The organism is Arenibacter sp. 6A1 (assembly GCF_012272855.1).
Taxonomy (GTDB): Bacteria; Bacteroidota; Bacteroidia; order Flavobacteriales; family Flavobacteriaceae; genus Arenibacter.
Genome location: NZ_JAAXCQ010000030.1, coordinates 1 through 25,226, shown reverse-complemented (window position 1 = coordinate 25,226; position 25,226 = coordinate 1). Strand labels below are relative to the sequence as shown.

The following is a 25,226-nucleotide window of genomic DNA, read 5'->3' as shown; positions in this document are numbered from 1 at the left end:
GCTATCATTGAGCCTAGCGAGGCCTTTACCGTAGAATTGTCCAATATACAATCGAACCTGGGAATTGGGTTTGTTGATGGAAACACCACCAACACCGCTACTGGGAATATTCTGGATGATGATGCTACAGGTACTACTGGAATCAGCTTTGAAAATACCGATATCACCGTAGACGAAGATGCAGGAACTGCCACCTTTACCGTAGTGCTTAGCGGAAACGTTCAAGGAGGATTTACATTGGATTATACCACCAATGATGGTTCTGCCGTTGAACCGGATGACTATACATTGACCAACGGAACGCTTACATTTGCAGGAACCGATGGGGAATCCTATGAGATTACCGTACCGATCATTGATGACCTTGTGATTGAGCCGACGGAAAATTTCCTAGTCGACCTTTCCAACCTGTCCACTACCCTGATCGGGATTCTGACCCCACAGGCAAATGGAAACATTTTGGACAACGATGCTACAGGTACTACAGGAATCAGTTTTGAGAATACCGATATCACCGTAAACGAAGATGCCGGTACTGCCACCTTTACCGTGGTGCTTAGCGGAAACGTTCAGGGAGGATTTACATTGGATTACACCACCAATGATGGTTCTGCCGTTGAACCGGATGACTATACATTGACCAACGGAACGCTTACATTTGCAGGAACCGATGGGGAATCCTATGAGATTACCGTACCGATCATTGATGATAACATTATTGAGCCGACGGAAAACTTCGTGGTCGACCTTTCCAACCTGTCCACTACCCTGATCGGGATTCTGACCCCACAGGCAAATGGAAACATTTTGGACAACGATGCTACAGGTACTACAGGAATCAGTTTTGAGAATACCGATATCACCGTAAACGAAGATGCCGGTACTGCCACCTTTACCGTGGTGCTTAGCGGAAACGTTCAAGGAGGATTTACATTGGATTACACCACCAATGATGGTACTGCCGTTGAACCGGATGATTATACACTGACCAACGGGACGCTTACATTTGCAGGAACCGATGGGGAAGCCTATGAGATAACCGTGCCGATCATTGATGATAACATTATTGAGCCGACGGAAAACTTCGTGGTCGACCTTTCGAACCTGTCCACTACCCTGATCGGGATTCTGACCCCACAGGCAAATGGAAACATCCTGGACAACGACGCCACTGGAACAACAGGAATCAGTTTTGAAAACACCGATATCACCGTAAACGAGGATGCAGGTACTGCTACCTTTACCGTAGTGCTTAGCGGAAACGTTCAGGGAGGATTTACATTGGATTACACCACCAATGATGGTACTGCCGTTGAACCGGATGATTATACACTGACCAACGGAACGCTTACATTTGCAGGAACTGATGGGGAATCCTATGAGATTACCGTGCCGATCATTGATGATAACATTATTGAGCCGACGGAAAACTTCGTGGTCGACCTGTCCAACCTGTCCACTACCCTGATCGGGATTCTGACCCCACAGGCAAATGGAAACATTCTGGACAACGATGCTACTGGTACTACAGGAATCAGTTTTGAAAACACCGATATCACCGTAAACGAAGATGCAGGTACTGCCACCTTTACAGTAGTACTTAGCGGAAACGTTCAGGGAGGATTTACATTGGATTATACCACGAACAACGGTTCTGCCGTTGAACCGGATGACTATACCCTTACCAACGGGACGCTTACCTTTGATGGTAACGATGGTGAATCCTATGAGATTACCGTGCCGATCATTGATGACCTTGTGATTGAGCCGACGGAAAACTTCCTAGTCGACCTTTCCAACTTGTCCACTACCCTGATCGGAATTTTGACCCCACAGGCAAATGGAAACATCCTGGACAACGATGCTACAGGTACTACAGGGATCAGTTTTGAAAATACCGATATCACCGTAAACGAAGATGCAGGTACTGCCACCTTTACAGTAGTACTTAGCGGAAACGTTCAAGGAGGATTTACCTTGGATTATACCACGAACAACGGTTCTGCCGTTGAACCGGATGACTATACCCTTACCAACGGGACGCTTACCTTTGATGGTAACGATGGGGAGTCCTATGAGATTACCGTGCCGATCATTGATGACCTTGTGATTGAGCCGACGGAAAACTTCCTAGTCGACCTTTCCAACCTGTCCACTACCCTTATCGGGATTTTGACTCCACAGGCAAATGGAAACATCCTGGACAACGATGCTACAGGTACTACAGGAATCAGTTTTGAAAATACCGATATCACCGTAAACGAAGATGCAGGTACTGCCACCTTTACAGTAGTACTTAGCGGAAACGTTCAAGGAGGATTTACCTTGGATTATACCACGAACAATGGTTCTGCCGTTGAACCGGATGACTATACCCTTACCAACGGGACGCTTACCTTTGATGGTAACGATGGTGAATCCTATGAGATTACCGTGCCGATCATTGATGACCTTGTGATTGAGCCGACGGAAAATTTCGTGGTCGACCTGTCCAACCTGTCCACTACCCTGATCGGGATTCTGACCCCACAGGCATATGGAAACATCCTGGACAACGATGCTACAGGTACTACAGGAATCAGCTTTGAGAACACCGATATCACCGTAAACGAAGATGCAGGTACTGCCACCTTTACAGTAGTGCTTAGCGGAAACGTTCAAGGAGGGTTTACATTGGATTATACCACGAACAATGGTTCTGCCGTTGAACCGGATGATTATACACTGACCAACGGGACGCTTACCTTTGATGGTAACGATGGGGAATCCTATGAGATTACCGTACCGATCATTGATGATAACATTATTGAGCCAACGGAAAACTTCCTGGTCGACCTGTCCAACCTCTCCACTACCCTTATCGGGATTTTGACCCCACAGGCAAATGGAAACATCCTGGACAACGATGCTACTGGTACTACAGGAATCAGTTTTGAAAATACCGATGTCACCGTAAACGAAGATGCAGGAACTGCCACCTTTACGGTAGTGCTTAGCGGAAACGTTCAAGGAGGATTCACCTTGGATTATACTACCAATGATGGTTCTGCCGTTGAACCGGATGATTATACACTGACAGAGGGCACCCTTACATTTGCGGGAACCGATGGGGAATCCTATGAGATTACCGTACCGATCATTGATGATAATATTATTGAGCCAACGGAAAACTTCCTAGTCGACCTTTCCAACCTCTCCACTACCCTGATCGGGATTTTGACCCCACAGGCAAATGGAAACATTCTGGACAACGATGCTACTGGTACTACAGGAATCAGTTTTGAAAACACCGATATCACCGTAAACGAAGATGCAGGTACTGCTACCTTTACAGTAGTGCTTAGCGGAAACGTTCAAGGAGGGTTTACATTGGATTATACCACGAACAACGGTTCTGCCGTTGAACCGGATGATTATACATTGACAGAGGGCACCCTTACATTTGCGGGAACCGATGGAGAATCCTATGAGATTACCGTGCCGATCATTGATGATAACATTATTGAGCCAACGGAAAACTTCCTAGTCGACCTTTCCAACCTCTCCACTACCCTGATCGGGATTCTGACCCCACAGGCAAATGGAAACATCCTGGACAACGACGCCACTGGTACTACAGGTATCAGTTTTGAAAACACCGATGTCACCGTAAACGAGGGTGCAGGGACCGCTACCTTTACCGTAGTGCTAAGCGGAAACGTTCAGGGAGGGTTTACCTTGGATTATACAACGAACAACGGTTCTGCCGTTGAACCGGATGATTATACCCTTACCAACGGGACGCTTACATTTGCAGGAACCGATGGGGAATCCTATGAGATTACCGTGCCGATCATTGATGACCTTGTGATTGAGCCGACGGAAAACTTCCTAGTCGACCTTTCCAACCTCTCCACTACCCTTATCGGGATTTTGACTCCACAGGCAAATGGAAACATCCTGGACAACGATGCCACTGGCACTACTGGAATCAGTTTTGAAAATACCGATGTCACCGTAAACGAAGATGCCGGTACTGCTACCTTTACAGTAGTCCTTAGCGGAAACGTTCAAGGAGGATTTACATTGGATTATACTACCAATGATGGTACTGCCGTTGAACCGGATGATTATACACTGACCAACGGAACGCTTACCTTTGATGGTAACGATGGTGAATCTTATGAGATTACCGTACCGATCATTGATGATAACATTATTGAGCCAACGGAAAACTTCCTAGTCGACCTTTCCAACCTCTCCACTACCCTTATCGGGATTTTGACCCCACAGGCAAATGGAAACATCCTGGACAACGATGCCACTGGCACTACTGGAATCAGTTTTGAAAATACCGATGTCACCATAAACGAAGATGCCGGTACTGCCACCTTTACCGTAGTGCTTAGCGGAAACGTTCAGGGAGGATTTACATTGGATTATACAACGAACAACGGTTCTGCCGTTGAACCGGATGATTATACACTGACCAACGGAACGCTTACCTTTGATGGTAACGATGGTGAATCTTATGAGATTACCGTGCCGATCATTGATGACCTAGTGATTGAGCCGACGGAAAACTTCCTAGTCGACCTTTCCAACCTGTCCACTACCCTTATCGGGATTTTGACCCCACAGGCAAATGGAAACATCTTGGACAACGATGCTACGGGTACTACAGGAATCAGTTTTGAAAACACCGATATCACCGTAAACGAAGATGCAGGGACCGCTACCTTTACAGTAGTCCTTAGCGGAAACGTTCAAGGAGGGTTCACGTTGGATTATACCACCAATGATGGTACTGCCGTTGAACCGGATGATTATACTCTGACCAACGGGACGCTTACCTTTGATGGTAACGATGGGGAATCCTATGAGATAACCGTGCCGATCATTGATGATATCATTATTGAAACAACGGAGAGCTTCACCGTAAACATATCTAACCTTTCGATAAACCTGATACCAATCATTACTCCGCAAGCCACGGGAACCATTATTGATAATGATAGTGACGATGATTTCCCTAGCGATGTCACGGTAAGTTGTGATGACATTCCTGAGGTACCTGTAATCAGCCTAGACGGCACAAACTGTAGTTATTCCGAAATTTTTGAGGAAACCATTACTGGTCAGGACGATGAATGTGCCACAGAATATTTCATTAATAGAACATGGACCATGACCGATTGTGTAGGCAATATTCGGGTATATACACAGCAAATTATCGTTGAAGATACAGTAGCACCAACATTTGTAGAGGCGTTGCCACAAGATATAACGGTTCAATGTAATGAAGTTCCAGAAGCAGCAGAACTGACCGCTATAGACAATTGCGATCAAAACGTAGAGGTAGTATTTACTGAAACCGTAACCAACGATGCCAATTGTGCTCTTGGCTATGTAATAACCAGAACCTGGACTGCAACGGATTGCGCTGGAAACAGCACTTCTCACACCCAAACATTAACCATTCCTATAGAGTTCGTTACCTTCAGTACGTATGATGAGGAAGTGACCATCATGTGCGGGGATGAAATACCCGAGGTGCCTAATATTGAATTCGAGGGTGGTTGCGGATCACATCAAGTTGTATTTTCAGAAGTCACTAGGTTCTCGGAAGAAACCGATGACTATATGATCATAAGATCATGGGAGGCTACTGATGCCTGTAACAATGTTGAGAACCTAGAGCAAATTATTTTTGTGATGCAACCCGATAAAGAAACGGTCACTATAGACATATGTGTAGAAGACCCTTCTATTGACTTAATCTCCTATCTACCGAGTTCTTTTGAAACCGACGGGACCTTTACCGTTGTCAGCGGAAATGCGGAATTGAATGGTAGTATTTTTAATCCTGCCAATTTAGAAATCGGAGAATACCTCATCTCTTACAGCGATACGGATTCGGAATGTAAGTACTATGTTGACTTTACTATTGTTGTTAACAAGGACTGTGTACCCTGTGGTAGGGAACAGATCATTCCTTCTAAAACCGTAACGGCCAATGGAGATGGCATCAATGACTTCTTTACGATTACCGGCGTTGATTACTGTGATTTTAAATTTGAACTGATGATTTTTAACCGATGGGGTTCAAAAGTGTACCAGTCTCAAGATTACAAGAATGATTGGGGTGGAAATGGTCCGAAGGGATCTTTTGGAGGCGCAGGAATGCTTCCGGCGGGAACCTATTATTACATCATCAATATAACTAACAAAAACATCAAACCTATAAATGGTTACATCTATTTAGGTACTAAATAAACTCAGACCACATGAAAGCTATAAAAACTAGACATTTAGTAATACTGACATTGGCCTTTAGCTCGGTGGTTTCTGCCCAACAACTACCACAGTTTACCCAATATATGTATAACACCATTTCTGTAAATCCTGCCTATGCAGGTAGTAGGGGTACTCTAAATTTAACGGCACTACACAGAAATCAGTGGGCAGGATTGGAGGGCAACCCTCAAACAACCACTGTTTCTGTGCATACTCCGCTTAGAAATGAGCGGATCGGACTAGGAATTTCTTATATTAATGACCATTTAGGATATGAAAGCACTAATTATGTTTATGGCGACTTTTCATACAGCTTGTTATTTAGTGAAGAATCAAAATTGTCTTTTGGATTAAAAGCAGGATTTACCAATTATCAATTAGAAAATCCGGATCCCAATGATCCCTTTTTCGATTCTAATTTCAACAACTGGTCACCTAATATAGGAGCAGGAATTTATTATACCACTAAAAGGTGGTACCTAGGGTTTTCGTCTCCAAGGATGCTTACCACCGACCTTAACAAAGGGGAGTTTCAAGCTCTTGAACGAAACAGTTATTATGCCATTGGAGGGTTTGTCGTTGATATTTCACCTAACATTAAATTTAAACCCACAGTGCTGTCAAAATTCACCAATGGAGCTCCATCATCTTTTGATGTCACGGCCAACTTCCTTTTCTTGGAAAAATTATGGTTAGGCGTTTCCTATAGGTTCAATGATTCCGACAATTTTGGAGCAATAATTGACTTTCAGGTTTCCAAAGACATAAGATTAGGCTATTCATACGATATTCCCAGGGGCGATCTAAAACCCTATTCTAATGGAACCCATGAGATCATACTCATCTATGAATTGGCATTTAAGAAAAAAGGACCCGCCAAATCACCACGATATTTCTAGAAATAAAAGTTATTGCTCATGAAAAACTATATAAACAATATTATCATAATCTTACTATTGTTGAGCTCATCGCTAGTTATGGCACAATACGGAGCACAAAAAAAAGGGGATTATTATTTTGGACAATTTTCATATGCCAAAGCCATTAAGGAATATGAAAAAATGATCGAAAGTGGTTTTAATGAAGCCTATGCGCATCAGCAGTTGGCAGAGTGCTACTTATTAATCAGGGATTTCAAAAAATCCATTCCGCATTTCAAAGCCATTATTAACAATCCCAATGTGGCAACGGATTATTATTTTAAGTATGGTATGGCCCTTTACAGTGATGGCCAACAAGAAGAGGCCGAGAGTTGGCTCAAAAAATATAAAAAATACAATAAAAACGATTCTAGGTTGAGGAGGTTTTTGAAAGAAGGAAACCTAGCTTCTGTGGTTTTTAACAGTAGGCAGCGATACGATGTTTTTACACTTCCCTTTAACTCCACTGAAAGCGACTTTGGCAGCTTTGCCCATGAGGGACGACTTTATTTTTCCTCTTCTAGGAAGGATTTGGTCAGTGGCAGTAATTACGGCTGGAATGACGAGCCTTGGTTAGATATTTTTGTAGTAAATGAAGAGGATCCAGAATCAATTCCAGTAAAAATAAAAGGTAATATTAACACAAAATTCCATGAAAGCTCCCTGATTTTCACCACGGACTATAAGAAAGACACGGTTATATACTTTACAAGGAACAATTATTTCAAAAATAAAGAAGGTTATGGTGCCCAGAACGAAATTAACCTCAAAATTTTCAGCGCCATAAAGGTTGAAGGTGAATGGAAAGTAAATAGAAGTCTTCGTATTAATAGCGACTATTATTCTACCGGACATCCCTTTATTAGTCCAGATGGCAAAAGGCTTTATTATACTTCCGATAGGCCTGGCGGATTTGGAGGAACAGATATTTATTACTCTGAAATTCATGAACGAGGCGCTATAGGACCATCTATAAATGCTGGTCCAGTAGTAAATACCGAAGGCAATGAAATGTTTCCCTTTATAAACAAGGAAGGTCAAATGTTTTTTTCCTCTGACGGTCATGTAGGTTTTGGACAGTTAGACATCTTTTCTACCATTGCCAATGAAAACAATGAGATTGTAGATGTTATTAACCTAGGTACTCCTATTAACAGCTCTAGTGATGATTTTGGCTTCTTTGCCCATGAAGATGGCATTACAGGATATATAAGCTCTAACCGTGAAGGAGGAAAAGGAAGTGATGATATTTATAAATTTAAATTCACCCCGTCCCTTACCTTAGAGGGATATGTCACCGACGGCATCAATGACAAAGTTTTGGACAGTGTACGGATATCGTTATTTGATCAAACTATGAACACTAAAGTTGGTGAAATAGAAACCGATGAAAATGGGTATTACAAAATGTTTATCAATAGGGCTACCAATTATATGATAACAGCCTCTAGGAGGACACACCCTACTGCCGAGGTGTTTTTTAGCACCTTTAACACTCCCATTACGACTAGGGTAATACGCCAGGATATTGTATTGGAACCCGTACTTGACCTTAAGCTTTTGGCCAATCTTAAAAAAATATATTTCGATTTTAACAAGGCTGATATCAGACCCGATGCTGCTATGGAACTAGATAAGGTTGTAAAATTGATGACCGTTACATATCCCGAAATGATCATACGTTTAGAAGCCCATACCGATCCGGTAGGAAGCCACGCCTACAATGACAATTTATCTGAAAGAAGGGCCAAATCAACTTATGAATACCTAATTGGCCATGGCGTTCCTGTAGAACATATATTGTCTTATAAAGGATATGGAAAAAGGATGCTGATCAATAATTGTACTGGCAAGAGTGACTGTACCGACGATGAATTGGAATTAAATAGAAGAACCGAATTCCCTATTATTCAGATGAAAAACGGTCTCATAAAGAAACCTCAACCTAAGGCTCAGCCCTATTAAATTAGATTTATTCCCTGAGGATCTAATAAGCCTTATCTTTGAAAAAAAATCCTTAAATGAACAAACAGATTATAGTAGCATTTGGCATAATATTTAGCTTATTTGGCTGTAAAGATCCAAAGAAAACCAAAATAGCAGTTGTAAACAATGAAGTATCTATTTTAGAAAAAGTTGCGAATGCCCATGGTTTTCAAGATTGGAAAAAAGTTAAAGAAATAGCCTTCACATTTAATGTTGATCGGGATACCACACACTATCAGCGCAGTTGGGTTTGGAACACTGAAACAAATGATGTTATAGCTATAGTCAACCAAGATACCATTACTTATAATCGCCATAAATTAGACAGCATATCCTCTAAAATCAATGGTAACTTCATCAATGACAAATATTGGTTCTTGGCTCCCTTTAACCTCATGTGGGATCGTAGTAATTTTTCCTTCGAACATCAAAAGGAAGCGGTAGCCCCAATTAGTAAAACTCCATTGCAAAAATTAACGATTGTTTATGGAAACGAGGGTGGTTATACTCCTGGTGACGCCTATGACTTTTATTTTGGCGATGATTTTTTAATCAAGGAGTGGGTGTTTCGAAGAGGAAACCAATCTACGGCTTCCGTTACTACAACATGGGAAGATTATAAAGCCCATAATGGCTTACAATTAGCTACCATGCACAAAAATGAGGACGGCAGTTTTAAACTATATTTTAATCATTTAAAAATTACCTTCAAGACACCTTAGTCTTTTGACTTTTTTAGAATATAAGTAGTCCCTAAAACTACTGCAGCACAGGCCAGCAGAGCTGTAAAGCTATGTTTTAGGGAGTAACTTTCTGCTAAAAAACCAAGGATCACTGGTCCCAACAAAAATCCTAAATATCCAGTTCCTGCTATAAAGGAAACTCCTTGGGATGATTCCACTCCCTCCAAATTCCCTCCAATTCTAAAAAGAACAGGAATAATTACCGAAAATCCCAATCCAATTAAGGCAAATCCGCTTATTGCCAAATAAGTAATTGTGCTCAATACGAGCACATAACCGATTATTGCTATTACTGTACCAAGGCTTATCATGGCAATAGCACTTAATTTTGTACAAATACTATCGCCTAAAAATCTTCCTACCGTCATAGTGATAGAAAAACCAAGGAATCCAGCCCCTATAAGAGATTCAGGAGCCATACTTATTTCCTTTAAAAACAAACCGCTCCAATCTACAACAGCCCCCTCGCTCCCCATAACTATAAAAGAAATAAGTCCTAAAACGAGTAGTGGTTTATACAATTTGAGGTTAAAGGGAACCTTTGGTATTTTCACTGAAACCACCTTTTTATATCCAAAATGAAAAATAAAATTAACGATGAATACAAGGCAAACAGCCCCTACCATATGAACAACAGGATTCCCTATTGGGACAACAAAAAAGCTACCCAAGCCTGCCAGTACACCCCCCAAGCTAAAAAAACCATGTGAGGCCGACATAAAGTACTGTTTGTCTTCTTTTTCTATTTCAGTGACTAGCGTATTCATAGAAATATCGGTGAATCCCGTACCGGCTCCAAAGATAAAAAGTCCCCCTAATAAACTATAATAATTAGTAGCCATCAATGGTAGTAACGCCGCTAAGCAACACCACAAAACCCCAAACCAAGTAGCCCTTCCTACTCCTATTCTATTAATTATTTTTGCTGCAAATGGAAAAACAGTGAACACCCCCAAAGACAAGAAAAAAAGAGCAAACCCTAAATCTGCCTTATCAATACCCAATTTTTCTTTTACTGTTGGAATGTAAATCGCCCAAGTACCAAATAAAAGATTAACACTTGCAAAAACCCAAGAAGGACCAAAATATCGGGAATTGGATAGAATTAGTACCAGTGATCTCATAAATAAGGGCAAAAATTATAAAGCCTAAGATAAGTTTTTAGTGATGCCTTTCTTTAGTATTTGCCCAAATCGGAACATGTCTTCATATGAACAATAAAAAGGTGCAGGAGCTAATCTTATAACATTAGGTTCCCTCCAATCGGTAATCACCCCTTGATCCATTAAATAATGAAATAAGGCCTTCCCTTGGCCATGAAGAAATACAGATAATTGACAGCCTCTATCCTTTGGGGTAAGTATTTCAAAAGACCCCTGGACCTCATTATCAATTTCGCCAAGTACAAACTCTAAATAAGCAACAATAGTATTCCTTTTATCAATTAAGGCCTTCATCCCTACTTCTTCAAACATTTCTAATGAAGCTAAATATGGGGCAAGAGATAAAACGGGAGGGTTACTTACCTGCCATGCATCGGCATTTGGCATAGGCTCGAACTCGGGTTTCATTAAGAATCGTGTTTCCTTTTTTGTTCCCCACCATCCTTCAAACCTTGGGATATCGGTAGTATTTAAATATTGTTCATGTACAAAGATCCCTGAAGCATTCCCAGGCCCACTGTTCATGTATTTATAACTGCACCAAGCGGCAAAATCTACTCCCCAATCATGCAATTCAAGAGCTACATTTCCTGCTCCATGAGCCAAATCCCACCCAACATAAGCCCCCTGATCCTTAGCGGCTTTGGTAATTTCTTTCATATTAAAAACCTGCCCATTGTAATAATTCACCCCTCCAATAAGCAACAACGCCAATTCATCTCCAACTTCATTAATTGTAGCTATAATATCTTCGGTTCTCCAAAAATTCTCACCTTCCCTTTTTTTCACCTCTACAATAGCCTCGTTCGGATCTAACCCATGAAACTTAACTTGACTGTTAAGCATATACTGATCTGAGGGAAAGGCTTTTTCTTCACAAATTATTTTATATCTGGTTTTGGTTGGCCTGTAAAAGGAGACCATTAACATGTGGAGATTTACTGTTAGGGTATTCATTACGGAAACTTCCTGAGGTTTGGCTCCTACCACTTTTGCCAAGGGTGCTGCCAATCTTTCATGATAGTCCCACCAAGATTTTTCGGCATGGAAATGTCCATCTACCGCAAGGTCCTTCCAATCGGCCATGATATCATCCACGAATTGTTGCGTACGCTTTGGTTGCAAGCCTAATGAATTCCCCGTAAAATAGATCACATCTTTATCATTAACCTTTGGAAAATGAAATTGTTCCCTATATTTCCTCAACGGGTCCTTAGCATCTAATTCTTGTGCAAAATTCAATGAATTTTCAAATTCCATAAACAGCTTTTTTTTTCAAAAATACAAATTACCCAACGAACTGAAAGGTTTCAATCAACATCCATTCGCATTTCTAAAATATGGGCTTTAAAGCCCACTTTTTCATAAGCCGATATGGCCGGAGCATTATCATTATACACCGTTAATCTAAGCTCTGTGAGTCCGTTTGACCTTGACCATTTTTTAAGGGTTTCCATAATCTGTTGATTAATCCCTTTACCCCTATACCTTGGATCTGTATACATAAATCCTAAATAAGCATATTCTTGGTGCTTTAAATATGGTTTCGCCTGTCTTATTCTAGCGTAGCCAGATCCTATAATTTTATCACCATGAAGAACAACTACCACTTCGGAATCTTTAGATAAAATTAATTCTTTAAGATCATAATAGGTAATAGGATCTTCCTTTAGAGTGTTGTCATAAGGCCTTTCTGCCAAAATTATTCCTTGTTCGAATCTTAATAAAACATCAAGATCTTCCAAAGTGGCCGTTCTAGAGACAAATTTTTCCATCATAAGAATATAGATATTACTGATAGGTATTTAACTAAACTTCTAAAGTACCGGATAATTCCATAGTTTTGCAAAAATTTGAATATGCATTTTTTATCTCCCTTATTGGAAAAATATTTAACTGATCATTCTGAGAATGAGCCGGAATTATTGCAACAACTGACCCGGGAGACCCATTTAAAGGTAATTCAGCCTAGAATGATAACGGGGCATTTTCAGGGAAGGGTATTAAGCCTTTTGTCTAAAATAATAGGTCCCAAAGCTATTTTAGAAATTGGAACATATACCGGCTATTCTGCCCTTTGTCTTGCCGAAGGCTTACAAAAGAAGGGTACATTGCACACTATTGACATCAATGAGGAATTATATGATATTCAAAGGAAATATTTTAACGCTAGTGATTACGGCCCACAAATCATACAGCATGCTGGGGATGCCTTAGATATTATCCCTACTTTGGACATTGTTTTTGATCTGGTTTTTATAGATGCAGAAAAGGTTAGTTATGACCATTACTTTGAAGCTTGCATAAAGAAATGTCGCCCAGGAAGCATTATACTTTCCGACAATGTGCTTTGGTCCGGAAAGGTCGTTGAGCCTTTAAACCCGAAGGACAAAGCCACTAAAGTTTTATTGGAGTATAACAGAAAATTAAAAGAAGACCCTAGAGTAGAAACCGTTTTGCTACCGATTAGGGATGGTCTTACCTTAAGCAGGGTACTTTAATCCTTTGTACAACCTATAGCTAAACACTGCAAATAGTATCCCTACCATTGCCCCTACTATGAGGTCTAATGGGTAATGCACCCCTACATATATGCGGCTGAAGACAAAAAGGAGCGGCCATATATAAAAGATAAGACCCCAATTAATTTTTTCTTTCAAGAATAGATAAACGATGGTGGTAATACCAAAGGAACTTGCGGCATGACCAGAAAAGAAACTAAAACCATAAGGGTCTACAAGCACTCTGATCAATGATTTTAATTCGTCATTATCGGCTGGTCGCAGTCTTGCGATCATTTCCTTTACAACACCAGTTACTATGGCAATAAGAATAACGGTACCAATAATGGTAATAAACATCGACAAAGCTTCCTTCTTAGGATAGTTTTTGAAGATAAGTACAAGAAACAAAACAAAAAGTGGAATCCAAGTAGAAAAATTAGTGATTGAAGACCAGAACAGGTCGTACCCCTCGATTCCCAGGTTGTTTAAAAAAATAAAACTATTCCTGTCCCACTCCAGTAATTTTTCGAACATACTACTTCCTTTTGACAACGCCAGTCACGTCATCAACGCTTTCTTTTACCTTATCAATCTCGTTTCGGATATCATTGGTAAAACTCGTGTCTATACCTTGTTTATCGGCACTTTTCTGAATTTCTTGCTTAATATCATCTGTTGCGTCCCTTAATTGACGCATACCCTTCCCTAAGCCCTTGGCTATGTCCGGAATTTTGTCAGCTCCAAAAACCATTACCACGATAAACATGATAAAGAATATTTCGGCTCCGCTTATGAATAAAATTATCGTACTAAACATGTCACAAATATAATCAGAAGTTTTTCAGTTGCATATAAAAAACAGTTAACTTTTTTTAGGAATTTAAAAGAACTAAAAAGGCCCTATCACTGGTTGATGATAGGGCCTTTTTATACTAATACACTTAATTATTCTCCTTGGACATTCTGTTTAAACACATCAAAATCCGATTCCACCTCCTTAGAAGGCCAAGAATTATTGGTGGTATCAATATCAGCCGTTTCGGCCTTAGGATCTACAACAATCCCTACCAATTCTTTTTGAGAAGTAACAACACGTTTTACTTCCTTATCATTTTTTCTCCAAATCTGAGGTGGATAGGTAATGTTTTCCTTGCTGCCGTCAGCATAAGTGTACTCTACGATCAGCGGCATTGGAATTCCTCCCGGTTTTTCGAAAGTAACCTCATAAAAATATTTTGGCTCTTTTATGGCATCGCGTTCTGCGGCAGTCAACTTATCCATCATAAATTCTTTTAGAGGCACAGAATTTTCAGAAGGCGCTTTACCTTTTAGTTCTGGATTAAAATCTTCACTATCTTCTTCTGCCAAATACACCAAAGGAGGTAAATCTGCTTCCGTTATGTTTCTGGCTGCCATATATTCCTGCATTTTTTTTGAAGGCTGATTAGAAACATAGTATTTCTTTACATCCTTCACTCCTATATCTACATAATCCGTAGTATAGAACCAAGATCTCCAAAACCAATCTAAGTCTACCGCCGAGGCGTCCTCCATGGTTCTAAAAAAATCTTCCGGGGAAGGATGTTTAAACATCCAACGGCGTGCATAGGTTTTAAAAGCGTGATCGAACAACTCTCTACCCATTACAGTTTCCCTAAGAATATTTAGGGCCGTTGCAGGTTTCCCATAAGCATTTGCTCCTAATTGGTATACATTTTCTGGGTTAGACATGATTGGGGCAATAGTACTTTGATCTCCAGCCATGTAAGGAACAATCTTAGAAGCCTCTCCTCTTCTAGAAGGATATTTACTATTAGGGTGAATGGCTTCTGGATAAATTTCACCAAATTCCTGTTCTGCGACATATTGTAAAAAGGTATCCAAACCTTCATCCATCCATCCCCACTGGCGCTCGTCAGAGTTAACGATCATTGGGAAAAAGTTGTGTCCCACTTCATGAATAATTACTGAGATCATTCCATACTTTACTCTATCAGAGTAGGTACCGTCTTCATTTGGTCTACCATAATTCCAACAAATCATTGGGTACTCCATTCCTTGGTTCTTGGCATGAACAGAAATAGCTTTCGAATACGGATAATCAAAGGTATAGTTAGAATAAGATTTCAATGTATGGGCTACTGCCTTGGTAGAATATTCTTCCCAAAGAGGATTTCCTTCTTTAGGATACATAGAGATAGCCATAACATCTTTTTCTCCTACTTTTACGGCCTGCATATCGTAAATAAATTTACGAGAAGTGGCAAAACCAAAGTCCCTTACATTTTTAGCCTTTAGTTTCCAAGTTTTCTTTTTTTCAGAGAATCCTTTTTCAGCTGCTTCGGCCTCTTCTTGCGACACTATGATTACCGGCTTATCGTAAGATTTTGTAGCCTCCTCATAACGCTTAAGCATTTCTTTGGTAAATACTTGTTTTCTATTTTGAAGTTCTCCAGTACCATCCAAAATATGATCTGCAGGAACGGTGATATTTACTTCGTAGTCTCCGAAAGGAAGGGCAAACTCTCCATTTCCCCAAAATTGATGGTTTTGCCATCCTTCAACATCACTATACACGGCCATTCTTGGAAAGAACTGCGCAATTACATAAGCTCTGTTTCCATCTTTAGGAAAGTATTCATAGCCAGACCGAGCTCTAGTGAGGGTATGATCAGGAATATTGTACCACCATTTTATAGAGAAAGACACTTGACTTTTGCTCTTTAATACTTGTGGTAGATCTATACGCATCATTGTTTGATTGATGGTATATGGCAATGGATTTCCACTAGCATCTTTTACGTATTCAATATTAAATCCACCATCGAAAGGCTCGTTCATGTATTTTTGTACAAAACCTTCCACCTGATCTGCCATCGGAACCCCGCTACCATTTCGTAATGGAGATTTAGAATCCTTAGATCTTACGTTTTGGTCTAATTGTACCCATAGGTACTCTAAGTCATCAGGAGAATTATTGGTATAAGTAATAGTCTCTGTCCCATAAAGTTTAGCTTCTTTATCGTCCAATTCTATGTCCATCTTATAATCTGCCTGCTGTTGATAGTAATCAGGCCCTGGGGCACCTGAAGCAGACCTATAAGTATTTGGAGTAGCAAACTCCTCGTACATTTGTTTAAACCTATTTTGATTAAGATGACCAGGTTCTCTTTCTTTTTTCACAACTTCCTGCGCCACACCCAAAGCAGCAAACAAGAACAATAGTGAAGCAAAGACATGTTTTAGTTTGTTCATTTTGTTATTTAATTTATTAGCGGACGAAAATTAACTCTTTTTTAAAGAAACCTTAACGAATGTTATAAATTTAACATTCCTTTATTACTCTCTTTTATAAGAATAAAACTTTTCTTTTTGCCATTGATTTTAAAATGAACAATATTTTGTTGTTCCTCAAAAACATCCATTAACAACTCGTTTTGCACGCCTATAGTTGTGGTTGTTTTTAAGTTGACCTTTGGTACTTCCAAATAACAGATAACCATATCGGTATCGTACTTTCTCCCTATAAAAACATACTGTTTAGGTTCCCCATTCACAGAAATATTAAATTTTGCGTTCAAGTATTTCTCTATGTACTCGGAAGCATTTGCAACCTCGTTTTTTGTGGCTAATTTTGTCTTAACTCCATAACGTTCTTCCAGTGCTTTCTCAAGATCGTCAATAAAAACACGGGTCGTTATTTGCAGGGATTGATCCTTTTCGGAATAGGCTATATTGCTAACACTCACATAAAACTTATGAGCCGTAGTAAAAGCCAGGGTTGGTATTATTAATATAAAAATAAACTTTTTTAAAAATCGCATCGATATTATTTTAAGCAACAAAAGTAAGCAATGACCGCACCAATATTTCTTTTAGCATTTATAAAATACTTCCTTATTGCCATTGTCACTCCCCATGTATATTTTCTACCTCAAACCATTGTTTTCTAGATAATGTAGGCTTTTTACTTTTAAATAATCCCAAAGTTTTAATTGATCTCCTGTTTCTACGAGCATTGAAAAGACGGGGTCTATTTCACAGAAGTAAAAAAAATCGTTTAATTTTTCTTGAGGTATATTAAGGGCCTTTACATAAACCGAGTCTTGGTAAAAACTTTTAACCCTTTCCGTTCTGGCATATTTTTTTTGGGAGGCCACCAATTCTTTCAATTGTTTTGTGCGCCCACTAATACCATTAATTATGGGAAACAGCGGAATAAATCCACCGCCAGAAGTAGCTTCGAACAATTGCCTTTCTGCCTTTGTGGGTATTTTCACATATGCATTTGGAAGCCCTAGGGTACTGGAAGTAACAACAGCTGCAGTGGTCATATTCCCCATATCCCTACTTAAATCTCCACTTAAATTATAAGGCATTACAATAACCTCGTCCAAAGCTATATTAGACTCCTCTAAAGGAATGGATAAAAAGGAACTTTCGAGAATAGCTGAACTTATCACAATGTCTTTCCTTTTATATTGCACCGCGGAAAAAACTAGCGTATCATTGAGATGTACAACAATTGTAAAAAACCCATCTGTATTGGTGATTGTAGCTTTCTTTGTAGTGGTATTTAATACATGTGTTGCGGCAACATCACCATCTTTACTATACACTTTTCCTTCTATTGTTTTTTCTCCCAACCTTTGACCATAGCCATATGTAGAGATGGCACATAATCCTATAAAAAGCAATAATACTTTAAAGGCCCATTTCCCTAACCGTCCCATTTCTTCAAAAAACACCATATAAACCAAAGACTTCACCGCCAACAGCATATTCTAAATAGCCTTATTCTTGGACTTTCAATTCGTTTAAAAAGGTCTTGCTATGGGTTACCAAAAAATCTATTAACTGAAATTCATTACTTTTCTTCAACAAGGATTGCCCTGGCACCTGAGCATCGCAATACAATAAAAATTCGTTTATCTTGTCTTGTGGAAGTTTTAGATCTACTACAAAAAATTCATCATCATACACCTGTCTTAATACTTCGCTCACTTTTAAAGGAGCTCTTTCTGCCTGTGCTTTATCCCCTTTGGTTGTATTTAGGAGCGCTTTAAAAATATTAACAAAATTCAACCCATCCTTCATGCCTTTTTCAGATTGTGACATCGCAATATTTTCGACCTCGGTAGAACGGTCTGTCTCGTACTCATACTTTTGCAAAAGAAGTTCCTTATTGGTAACCTGAATAAATTTCTCTTGATTTTCCGGTGTTACCACCACCTCATCCAATTCCGTGACTTTTTCTTTTACTTCAACCACCAAACGATTTTTCTTAAGAATCTCATCGGTAACCTTAACAACCTTTAATTGGTAATTAATGGCTGTAAAAACAATCTCATCTCCTTCTTTTACATAAATCCCAAACTCGCCATTATCATTTGTAATAGTAGCTTTTTCTGTATTTACATTAATTACGTTTTCATTGGGAACGTTTACATCTCTATAAAGTACCTGTCCCCTTAAATATATTCTCCCATCGTCTTGAGAGTACCCAACGGTTATCATAAAAAAGGTAATTATAAAGAAATATATTTGTCGCATTTTTTATATAAATTTAGATAAATTAAGCTATAAATTGGGTGTTTTCATATAAAACTTTTCCCTTACACCTCCCATTTATTGATGCATGTCAGATGATTAAGGAGATAAAGAAAATTTAAGTTGGCCTTTAAAAAAAGAAATGGACCATTAATCTTTTGTTAATTTGTAGTTTGAGCGCATTATTGGAAAAATAAAATATGAAAAAATTATTACTTGCCAGTACTTCGACTTTGTTTGGACAAAGCTATTTAGAATATTTATTAAAAGAGCTACAATCTTTTTTTATAGGCATTAATGTAGTCACTTTCATTCCATATGCCAGACCTGGAGGTATTTCCCATGACGACTATACAACCATGGTGGCAACAGCTTTTGCTAAAATCGATAAAAAAGTTATAGGGTTACATACTTATAAAGACCCAATAAAAGCAATTTCCGAAGCCGAAGCTTTTTATACTGGAGGAGGCAACACCTTTCTTTTGGTACAACAACTTCATGAATTACAACTATTAGAGCCATTAAGAAATAAAATAGAAGCAGGAACCCCTTATTTTGGCACTAGTGCAGGTAGCAATATTGCTGGCCCCAGCATGAAAACTACAAATGACATGCCCATTGCCTATCCGCCTAGTTTTGATACTTTAGGAATTGTCAATTTTAATTTAAACCCTCATTATTTAGACCCAGATCCTAACAGTACCCACAAAGGGGAAACTAGGGAAACCCGTATACGTGAGTTCCATGTATTTAATGCGACCCCTGTCATTGGATTAAGAGAAGGAGACTATATAATGGTCCATGGAAATCAAAATAGCCTAAAAGGAAAGGGCAGTGCCCGCATCTTTGAAGCTGGAAAAACACCTTACGAAAGTCAAGTCATTCCCTTTTAACGGAATTAAAAATCCTTTTAACTATTAACTAAAGTATTTTAGCCGATAAAAATAGAATTATGCCTTTATAATTCTATTTTTGTTAACCCCATGATTCTTAACACCATAAGACCATCTTATCTTGCTAAGAATCGAACTTATCAAGCTTACATTACCCATGACTATCGGGACATTGTTCGATGGAGTACAAACCATTGCGTTTACGGAAAGTGTCCTATGTTCGTCCATGGCGGTTCCAACCTATCTTAAACTAAGAAAACCGCTATAATAGTATTCGTCCCCAAAAAGGAACGTGTATTTTAACAACATAAGGTTTTCGTTTACTAGTGGAAAACAACAAACATAAACAGATGAAAACCTATAGCTTCCTCCTATTTTTTCTCCTACTGTTTGGCATTTCTGCCCAAGGGCAAATTAAAATTGGGGATAACCCACAAAATATAGCCCCCGGATCAGTATTAGAATTGGAAAGCAGCACTAGAGTCTTAGTAATTACGCGGATCAGTACCCCACAAATGAACGCCATTATTCCTCTTCAAGGCGCATTAATCTATAATACAGATTCTAATTGCATACATTATTACAATGGAACCCAATGGTTAAATCTCTGTGATGCCCTAACCAATTCGGGGAATATTAGTTTGGTAGACAATGGTGATGGCACCTATACATTTACCAATGCCGACCAAAACACTACTATTATTCTTAACACCACCAACACTAGTTTTCTTCTAGAGAACGGCAACTTGGTTTTAACAGACAGCAATAACTCCTCTTTAACTGTGGCTTTGGACTCCTTAAACATCAATACTTTTTCTTCAGACTCTACCATAACGATTACCAAAACCAACAATAATTATGATTTTAAGGTTGCTGAAATAAATGGCACCCATATTAAAGATCGAAGTATTACCAGGGAAGATATTTCGAGCACTGCCATTAATGGAGGATTTCACATACAGAATAGATCCATTACTGCTATAAAAATGCAAGCAGGCTTATTAAATGATGTACTTCAAACCCAAATTGCAGGTAATCCTCCTCAACCAACAGCAGTATGGGCACCCTTAAACAGCAACAATATCCTAGGGCAAAATTTGGAGGTGGGAGATAGTTCCATTACTATAGAAGGCGGAACGGGCGCTACCCTATTAACCGCTAGGGTTAGGGTTTCTGATAATGGAATTACTACTGAAAAAATAGGGACACAAGGAATAATTGATGCCAATAAAATTTTAGGGACCGATGCCAATGGTGACCCAGAATGGCAAGAGGCAGCAACGACCGCCGCTAGTTTAGGAGAGGATATAATTTCATCCGATGGGAGCATTAGTGGTGTCATGAACAATTCGGCCCTAGTGGGTATGGATTTACAGGTAAATGTAGATGGAACTACCATAGAAATTGACCCAACCAATGGCCTTCAAATAAGAGATGATGCGATTACTTCGGAAAAAATAGCAGACTTCCAAGTGGGCACCCCTCATATTGCATTTAATTCCGTCAATTCCGATATATTATTAGATGGGCACGTTACCCTATCAAAGTTGGCCGATGGAGGTCCAGCAGGACAACTAATGCGATGGGATGGAAATGAATGGCTTTTAGTTGGGGAATCTGATTTAATTGTTACCGAGACGGATGGTATTATTGGAAATGAAATTACGGGAGCCACAAATTCGACCTTAATAAGATCGGGAGATGGGGATAACATTTCTCCATATACCTTGGCTGTGAACACGGATGGTATTACCTCCAATGAAATTTTGGACAACACCATTACTGACATCGACATATCGCCCTCGGCAGCCATTCAAGGAACTAAAATAGCCCCTGACTTTGGTACTCTTGCAGTAGTTACAACAGGTACGCTTACTTCTGGAAATGCTACAGTAAATGGAACCTTAGAAATTGTAGGACAAACAACTATTAATTCAGGCTTAAATGCCACTACCTTACCCATGGACAGAGGAGCTCCAGATCAGGTATTAACAACCGATGGTACAGGAGCAGCCAATTGGCAATCGCTACCCGTTGACAATAACACTACCTATACTCCGGGAGAAGCACTGGCCCTTTCAGTGGATAATGAATTTTCGGTGGCCAATGATCAAATTACTTCCGAAAAAATCACCAATGGTACCATAGAAGATATAGATATATCTCCCTCGGCAGCCATTCAAGGAACTAAAATAGACCCAAATTTTGGCGCCTTTCCTGTTTCCACCACAGGCTCCCTGACTTCTGGAAATACTTCTGTAACAGGCTCCTTAGATATAACAGGTCAAACAACTATCAACAATGGTCCAGCTTCTACTTCCCTACCAACAGACAGAGGAGCCCCAGATCAGGTATTAACCACCGATGGTGCAGGAGCAGCCAATTGGCAATCGCTACCCGTAGACAATAATACTACCTATACTCCGGGGGAGGCCCTTACCCTGGTTGGGACCGTATTTTCGGTGGCCGATGATCAAATTACCTCCGAAAAAATTACCGATAGTACCATAGAAGATATAGATATATCATCCTTGGCAGCCATTCAAGGAACTAAAATAGACCCTGATTTTGGCGCCTTTCCTGTTTCCACCACAGGTACCCTGACTTCTGGGAATACTTCAGTAACAGGCTCTTTAGATATATCTGGTCAAACAACTATCAACAATGGTCCAACGTCCACTACCCTACCAACCGACAGAGGAATCGCAAACCAGGTATTGACGACAGATGGTGCAGGAACGGCTACATGGGCTAGCCCAACAACCACCATCACGGGCACTTCAGGATCTATATTTTTTGCCAGTGATGATGGCTCTGGAACGGGTCCGCCCATTGAAAATAATTCAGAAATATTTTGGGACTCCACCAATAATCGCCTAGGAGTAGGCACAAGCTCACCTACCCATAAGCTACAAGTTGTTGGTGCTATAAGGGGCTCGGCTATTCTTAACGCTAACGGCACTCCGAACCTTCCTTCTTATCGCTTTGAAGACGATTTAAATACCGGAATGTATAGGTCTGCTGGATCTATTGGGTGGCTCCGATTTGCTACGGATGGAACGGAAGCCATAACTATCGATCCTAATCAAAGGGTAGGTATCGGAACCCCTACTCCTAACTCTACCCTCCATACTGGGGGATCTTTTTCTACAAATATTAGAAGTGACAACTCATTAGCAGTAATAATCACGGACAGTGATCATACAGTAATTGTAGGCGATGCGGTTACAACCATATTTTTACCGGCCCCCTCAACTGACAATACAGGACGTATTTATATCATAAAAAATATTTCAGCTATAGATATTCCTATAACAGACTATCTCGATAGTAACGGAAATAACGAAACAAATGTTTCTCCTGGTGTCACCCAACTCCAAAGTGATGGGGTCAACTGGCAGCAAATAAATTAAGGATGAAAATGTATGTCCACATACTGCTTCTTTTATTCGCGCTTAATCTACAAGCCCAAACAGCCTTGTTTAACAATGGTAACATCCGAATACACGATCAAGGGCAGATTGGCTTTCATACGAGTCTGATCAACAATTCCTCCTTTGACCAAAACTTGGGCCTGGCGGGATTTTATGGAAATAATACCATTACGGTTTCAGGAGCTTTTATCCCAGAATTCTATGATACGGAGATAGCGAATGACAAGGGAGTGCTTCTCGATACTGGTTTAAACGTGATTAACAACACCAATTTTGTCATCGGAAACTTCATCTCCCCTAGACCACAACCAAATATTCATTTTAATTTTCTGGAAGCTGCCTTCTCTGTGGGCGAAAATGACTTTTCCAAAATCGATGGCTATGCAGGCGTAAACAATCAACAAAACTTTACTTTTCCTATAGGAGATGAAGAGCAGTTTCGTCCTTTAATTTTAAACAGTAATGACACCAACACCTTTGCCAAATGTGCCTATTATTTTGAAAACCCTACTAGCCCTCCTAGCTTTCCTCAAGTTTTTGATTTAAATAAAAAACCAAGGACCATTGGAGAAATAAGTAGCATAGAATTTTGGCACTTGGAAGGAAGTGTTTCTTCTACTGTAAGTATTAGCTGGAATGCCCGAAGTAATATTGCAGCCATTACCGGAGACGCTATGAATATAATTCCTGTGGGTTGGAGTATTTCTGGTAGGTCCTGGGTAAATTTAGGGGTTACAGCCTTGAGTGGCGACCTGACAATGGGATTCCTTACTTCGGATAACTTTATACCCAACGATTATGCTATTATTACTTTTGCTTCGGTAGCTACTCCAAAAGAGATATTGACACTCGATAATTATTTGGTCACACCCAATGGCGATGGCATCAACGATTGGCTGTATATTCCGGAATTAGAGCTTTCTAAGGACGATACTTTAAAAATATATGATAGGAATGGGCTTTTAGTTTATTCTGAAGCTAATTACACCAATGGTTTTACCGGATTTGCCAATAGTGATAATATGATTATAAACCGTAAAATCGGATTACCATCCGGAGTATATTTTTATCTCATAGCCATGAAAGACCTTAATCTAAATTTTCAGGGATTTCTGTATCTAAAACGCTAATACAGTCTCTTTCTCTCATCAGGATATTTTCTTTTCAATCGTCCAACAACTATTTTCTTGGATGAACATCTATTTCTTTCATACATAAGGCGCTACACCACAAAAAAAGGACTGTTAACAACATTTAGAAGCCCTCCTTTTCTTCGTTTTCTATTTTTAACAATCCTATAGCTCCTTAACACCTTAAAATATATGAGTTTTAAAAAAATACTCCCCCTACTATTTTTAATTATAACAAATTTTGTTTTCGCTCAAGTAAAAATTGGAGAAAATCCGAACAAGATTGATGCAGCCTCCATCATAGAACTGGAAAGCACTACCAAAGCATTTGTTTTAACTAGAGTTTCTACAACTCAAATGGAAAATATTAAGCCTCTTCGTGGGGCTTTAGTTTTTAATACGGAAACCAATTGCGTACACTACTTCAACGGTATTCAATGGCAAAACCTCTGTAACACCTCAGATGCATCAAAGAGCAGTGTTGGCATAAAATCTACCGTGGACAATGGCAACGGCACTATTACCTTTAACTATACGGACGGAACATATTTTACAACCTCGAACCTGACGGGTCAAAGGGGATTAAAGGGAGCTGATGGAGCTAAAGGTGATAAAGGTGCCCAAGGG

Annotated in this window: 18 protein-coding genes; 9 read left to right on the top strand and 9 right to left on the bottom strand. The window is 39.6% G+C overall.

All coding sequences use genetic code 11. The features are described from left to right. Positions 1-36 precede the first annotated feature (36 nt). The 4 genes from HCG49_RS17900 to HCG49_RS17885 are packed head-to-tail and all read left to right on the top strand — an operon-like array spanning position 37 to position 9,904. On the top strand, positions 37-6,255 hold the full coding sequence (locus HCG49_RS17900; RefSeq protein ID WP_205764437.1) for a Calx-beta domain-containing protein: 6,219 nt from the start codon (positions 37-39) through the stop codon (positions 6,253-6,255). A gap of 11 nt (positions 6,256-6,266) precedes the next feature. Beyond that, positions 6,267-7,175: a type IX secretion system membrane protein PorP/SprF gene (locus HCG49_RS17895; protein WP_168470851.1), complete on the top strand. Its 909-nt coding sequence runs from the start codon at positions 6,267-6,269 to the stop codon at positions 7,173-7,175. 18 nt (positions 7,176-7,193) lie between these two features. Next, entirely contained in the window at positions 7,194-9,161 is a 1,968-nt protein-coding gene (locus HCG49_RS17890) for an OmpA family protein (RefSeq protein WP_168470850.1), read from the top strand. A 56-nt stretch (positions 9,162-9,217) separates the two neighbouring features. Further along, positions 9,218-9,904, top strand: a complete 687-nt coding sequence (locus tag HCG49_RS17885) for a hypothetical protein (RefSeq protein WP_168470849.1) — start codon at positions 9,218-9,220, stop codon at positions 9,902-9,904. Here the strand turns inward: HCG49_RS17885 and HCG49_RS17880 are convergent. The 3 genes from HCG49_RS17880 to HCG49_RS17870 are packed head-to-tail and all read right to left on the bottom strand — an operon-like array spanning position 9,901 to position 12,866. Continuing rightward, on the bottom strand, positions 9,901-11,049 hold the full coding sequence (locus HCG49_RS17880) for an MFS transporter (protein ID WP_168470848.1): 1,149 nt from the start codon (positions 11,047-11,049) through the stop codon (positions 9,901-9,903). The genes HCG49_RS17885 and HCG49_RS17880 overlap by 4 nt on opposite strands. 24 nt (positions 11,050-11,073) lie before the next feature. Further along, positions 11,074-12,348 (bottom strand): kynureninase, encoded by a 1,275-nt coding sequence (gene kynU, locus HCG49_RS17875; RefSeq protein ID WP_168470847.1) that lies wholly within the window; start codon positions 12,346-12,348, stop codon positions 11,074-11,076. Positions 12,349-12,398: 50 nt separating this feature from the next. Further along, positions 12,399-12,866 (bottom strand): GNAT family N-acetyltransferase, encoded by a 468-nt coding sequence (locus HCG49_RS17870; protein WP_317167518.1) that lies wholly within the window; start codon positions 12,864-12,866, stop codon positions 12,399-12,401. An 81-nt stretch (positions 12,867-12,947) separates the two neighbouring features. On the opposite strand from HCG49_RS17870, the gene HCG49_RS17865 reads away from it, so the two are divergent. Further along, positions 12,948-13,589, top strand: a complete 642-nt coding sequence (locus HCG49_RS17865) for an O-methyltransferase (protein ID WP_168470846.1) — start codon at positions 12,948-12,950, stop codon at positions 13,587-13,589. Here the strand turns inward: HCG49_RS17865 and HCG49_RS17860 are convergent. The 6 genes from HCG49_RS17860 to HCG49_RS17835 all read right to left on the bottom strand — a co-directional run bounded on the left by HCG49_RS17860 (position 13,572) and on the right by HCG49_RS17835 (position 19,145). Continuing rightward, complete coding sequence (locus tag HCG49_RS17860) at positions 13,572-14,126, bottom strand: phosphatase PAP2 family protein (protein WP_168470845.1); 555 nt, start codon at positions 14,124-14,126, stop codon at positions 13,572-13,574. The genes HCG49_RS17865 and HCG49_RS17860 overlap by 18 nt on opposite strands. 1 nt (position 14,127) lies before the next feature. Beyond that, on the bottom strand, positions 14,128-14,409 hold the full coding sequence (locus HCG49_RS17855; RefSeq protein ID WP_168470844.1) for a twin-arginine translocase TatA/TatE family subunit: 282 nt from the start codon (positions 14,407-14,409) through the stop codon (positions 14,128-14,130). Between the two features lie 128 nt (positions 14,410-14,537). Then, complete coding sequence (locus tag HCG49_RS17850) at positions 14,538-16,847, bottom strand: M1 family metallopeptidase (protein ID WP_168470843.1); 2,310 nt, start codon at positions 16,845-16,847, stop codon at positions 14,538-14,540. A gap of 62 nt (positions 16,848-16,909) precedes the next feature. After that, positions 16,910-17,416: a DUF6702 family protein gene (locus HCG49_RS17845; protein WP_168470842.1), complete on the bottom strand. Its 507-nt coding sequence runs from the start codon at positions 17,414-17,416 to the stop codon at positions 16,910-16,912. A gap of 105 nt (positions 17,417-17,521) precedes the next feature. Then, entirely contained in the window at positions 17,522-18,361 is an 840-nt protein-coding gene (locus HCG49_RS17840; protein WP_317167516.1) for a carboxypeptidase-like regulatory domain-containing protein, read from the bottom strand. Positions 18,362-18,386: 25 nt separating this feature from the next. Next, entirely contained in the window at positions 18,387-19,145 is a 759-nt protein-coding gene (locus HCG49_RS17835; RefSeq protein WP_168470841.1) for a carboxypeptidase-like regulatory domain-containing protein, read from the bottom strand. Between the two features lie 197 nt (positions 19,146-19,342). Between HCG49_RS17835 and pepE the strand changes: the two genes are divergently transcribed. From pepE to HCG49_RS17815, 4 genes are all read left to right on the top strand, one after another. After that, complete coding sequence (gene pepE, locus HCG49_RS17830) at positions 19,343-20,035, top strand: dipeptidase PepE (RefSeq protein WP_168470840.1); 693 nt, start codon at positions 19,343-19,345, stop codon at positions 20,033-20,035. Positions 20,036-20,385: 350 nt separating this feature from the next. After that, positions 20,386-23,448, top strand: a complete 3,063-nt coding sequence (locus HCG49_RS17825) for a beta strand repeat-containing protein (RefSeq protein ID WP_168470839.1) — start codon at positions 20,386-20,388, stop codon at positions 23,446-23,448. A gap of 2 nt (positions 23,449-23,450) precedes the next feature. Then, positions 23,451-24,599 (top strand): gliding motility-associated C-terminal domain-containing protein, encoded by a 1,149-nt coding sequence (locus HCG49_RS17820; protein ID WP_168470838.1) that lies wholly within the window; start codon positions 23,451-23,453, stop codon positions 24,597-24,599. A 192-nt stretch (positions 24,600-24,791) separates the two neighbouring features. After that, the coding region (locus HCG49_RS17815; protein WP_168470837.1) for a hypothetical protein at positions 24,792-25,226 on the top strand (435 nt) is incomplete at its 3' end.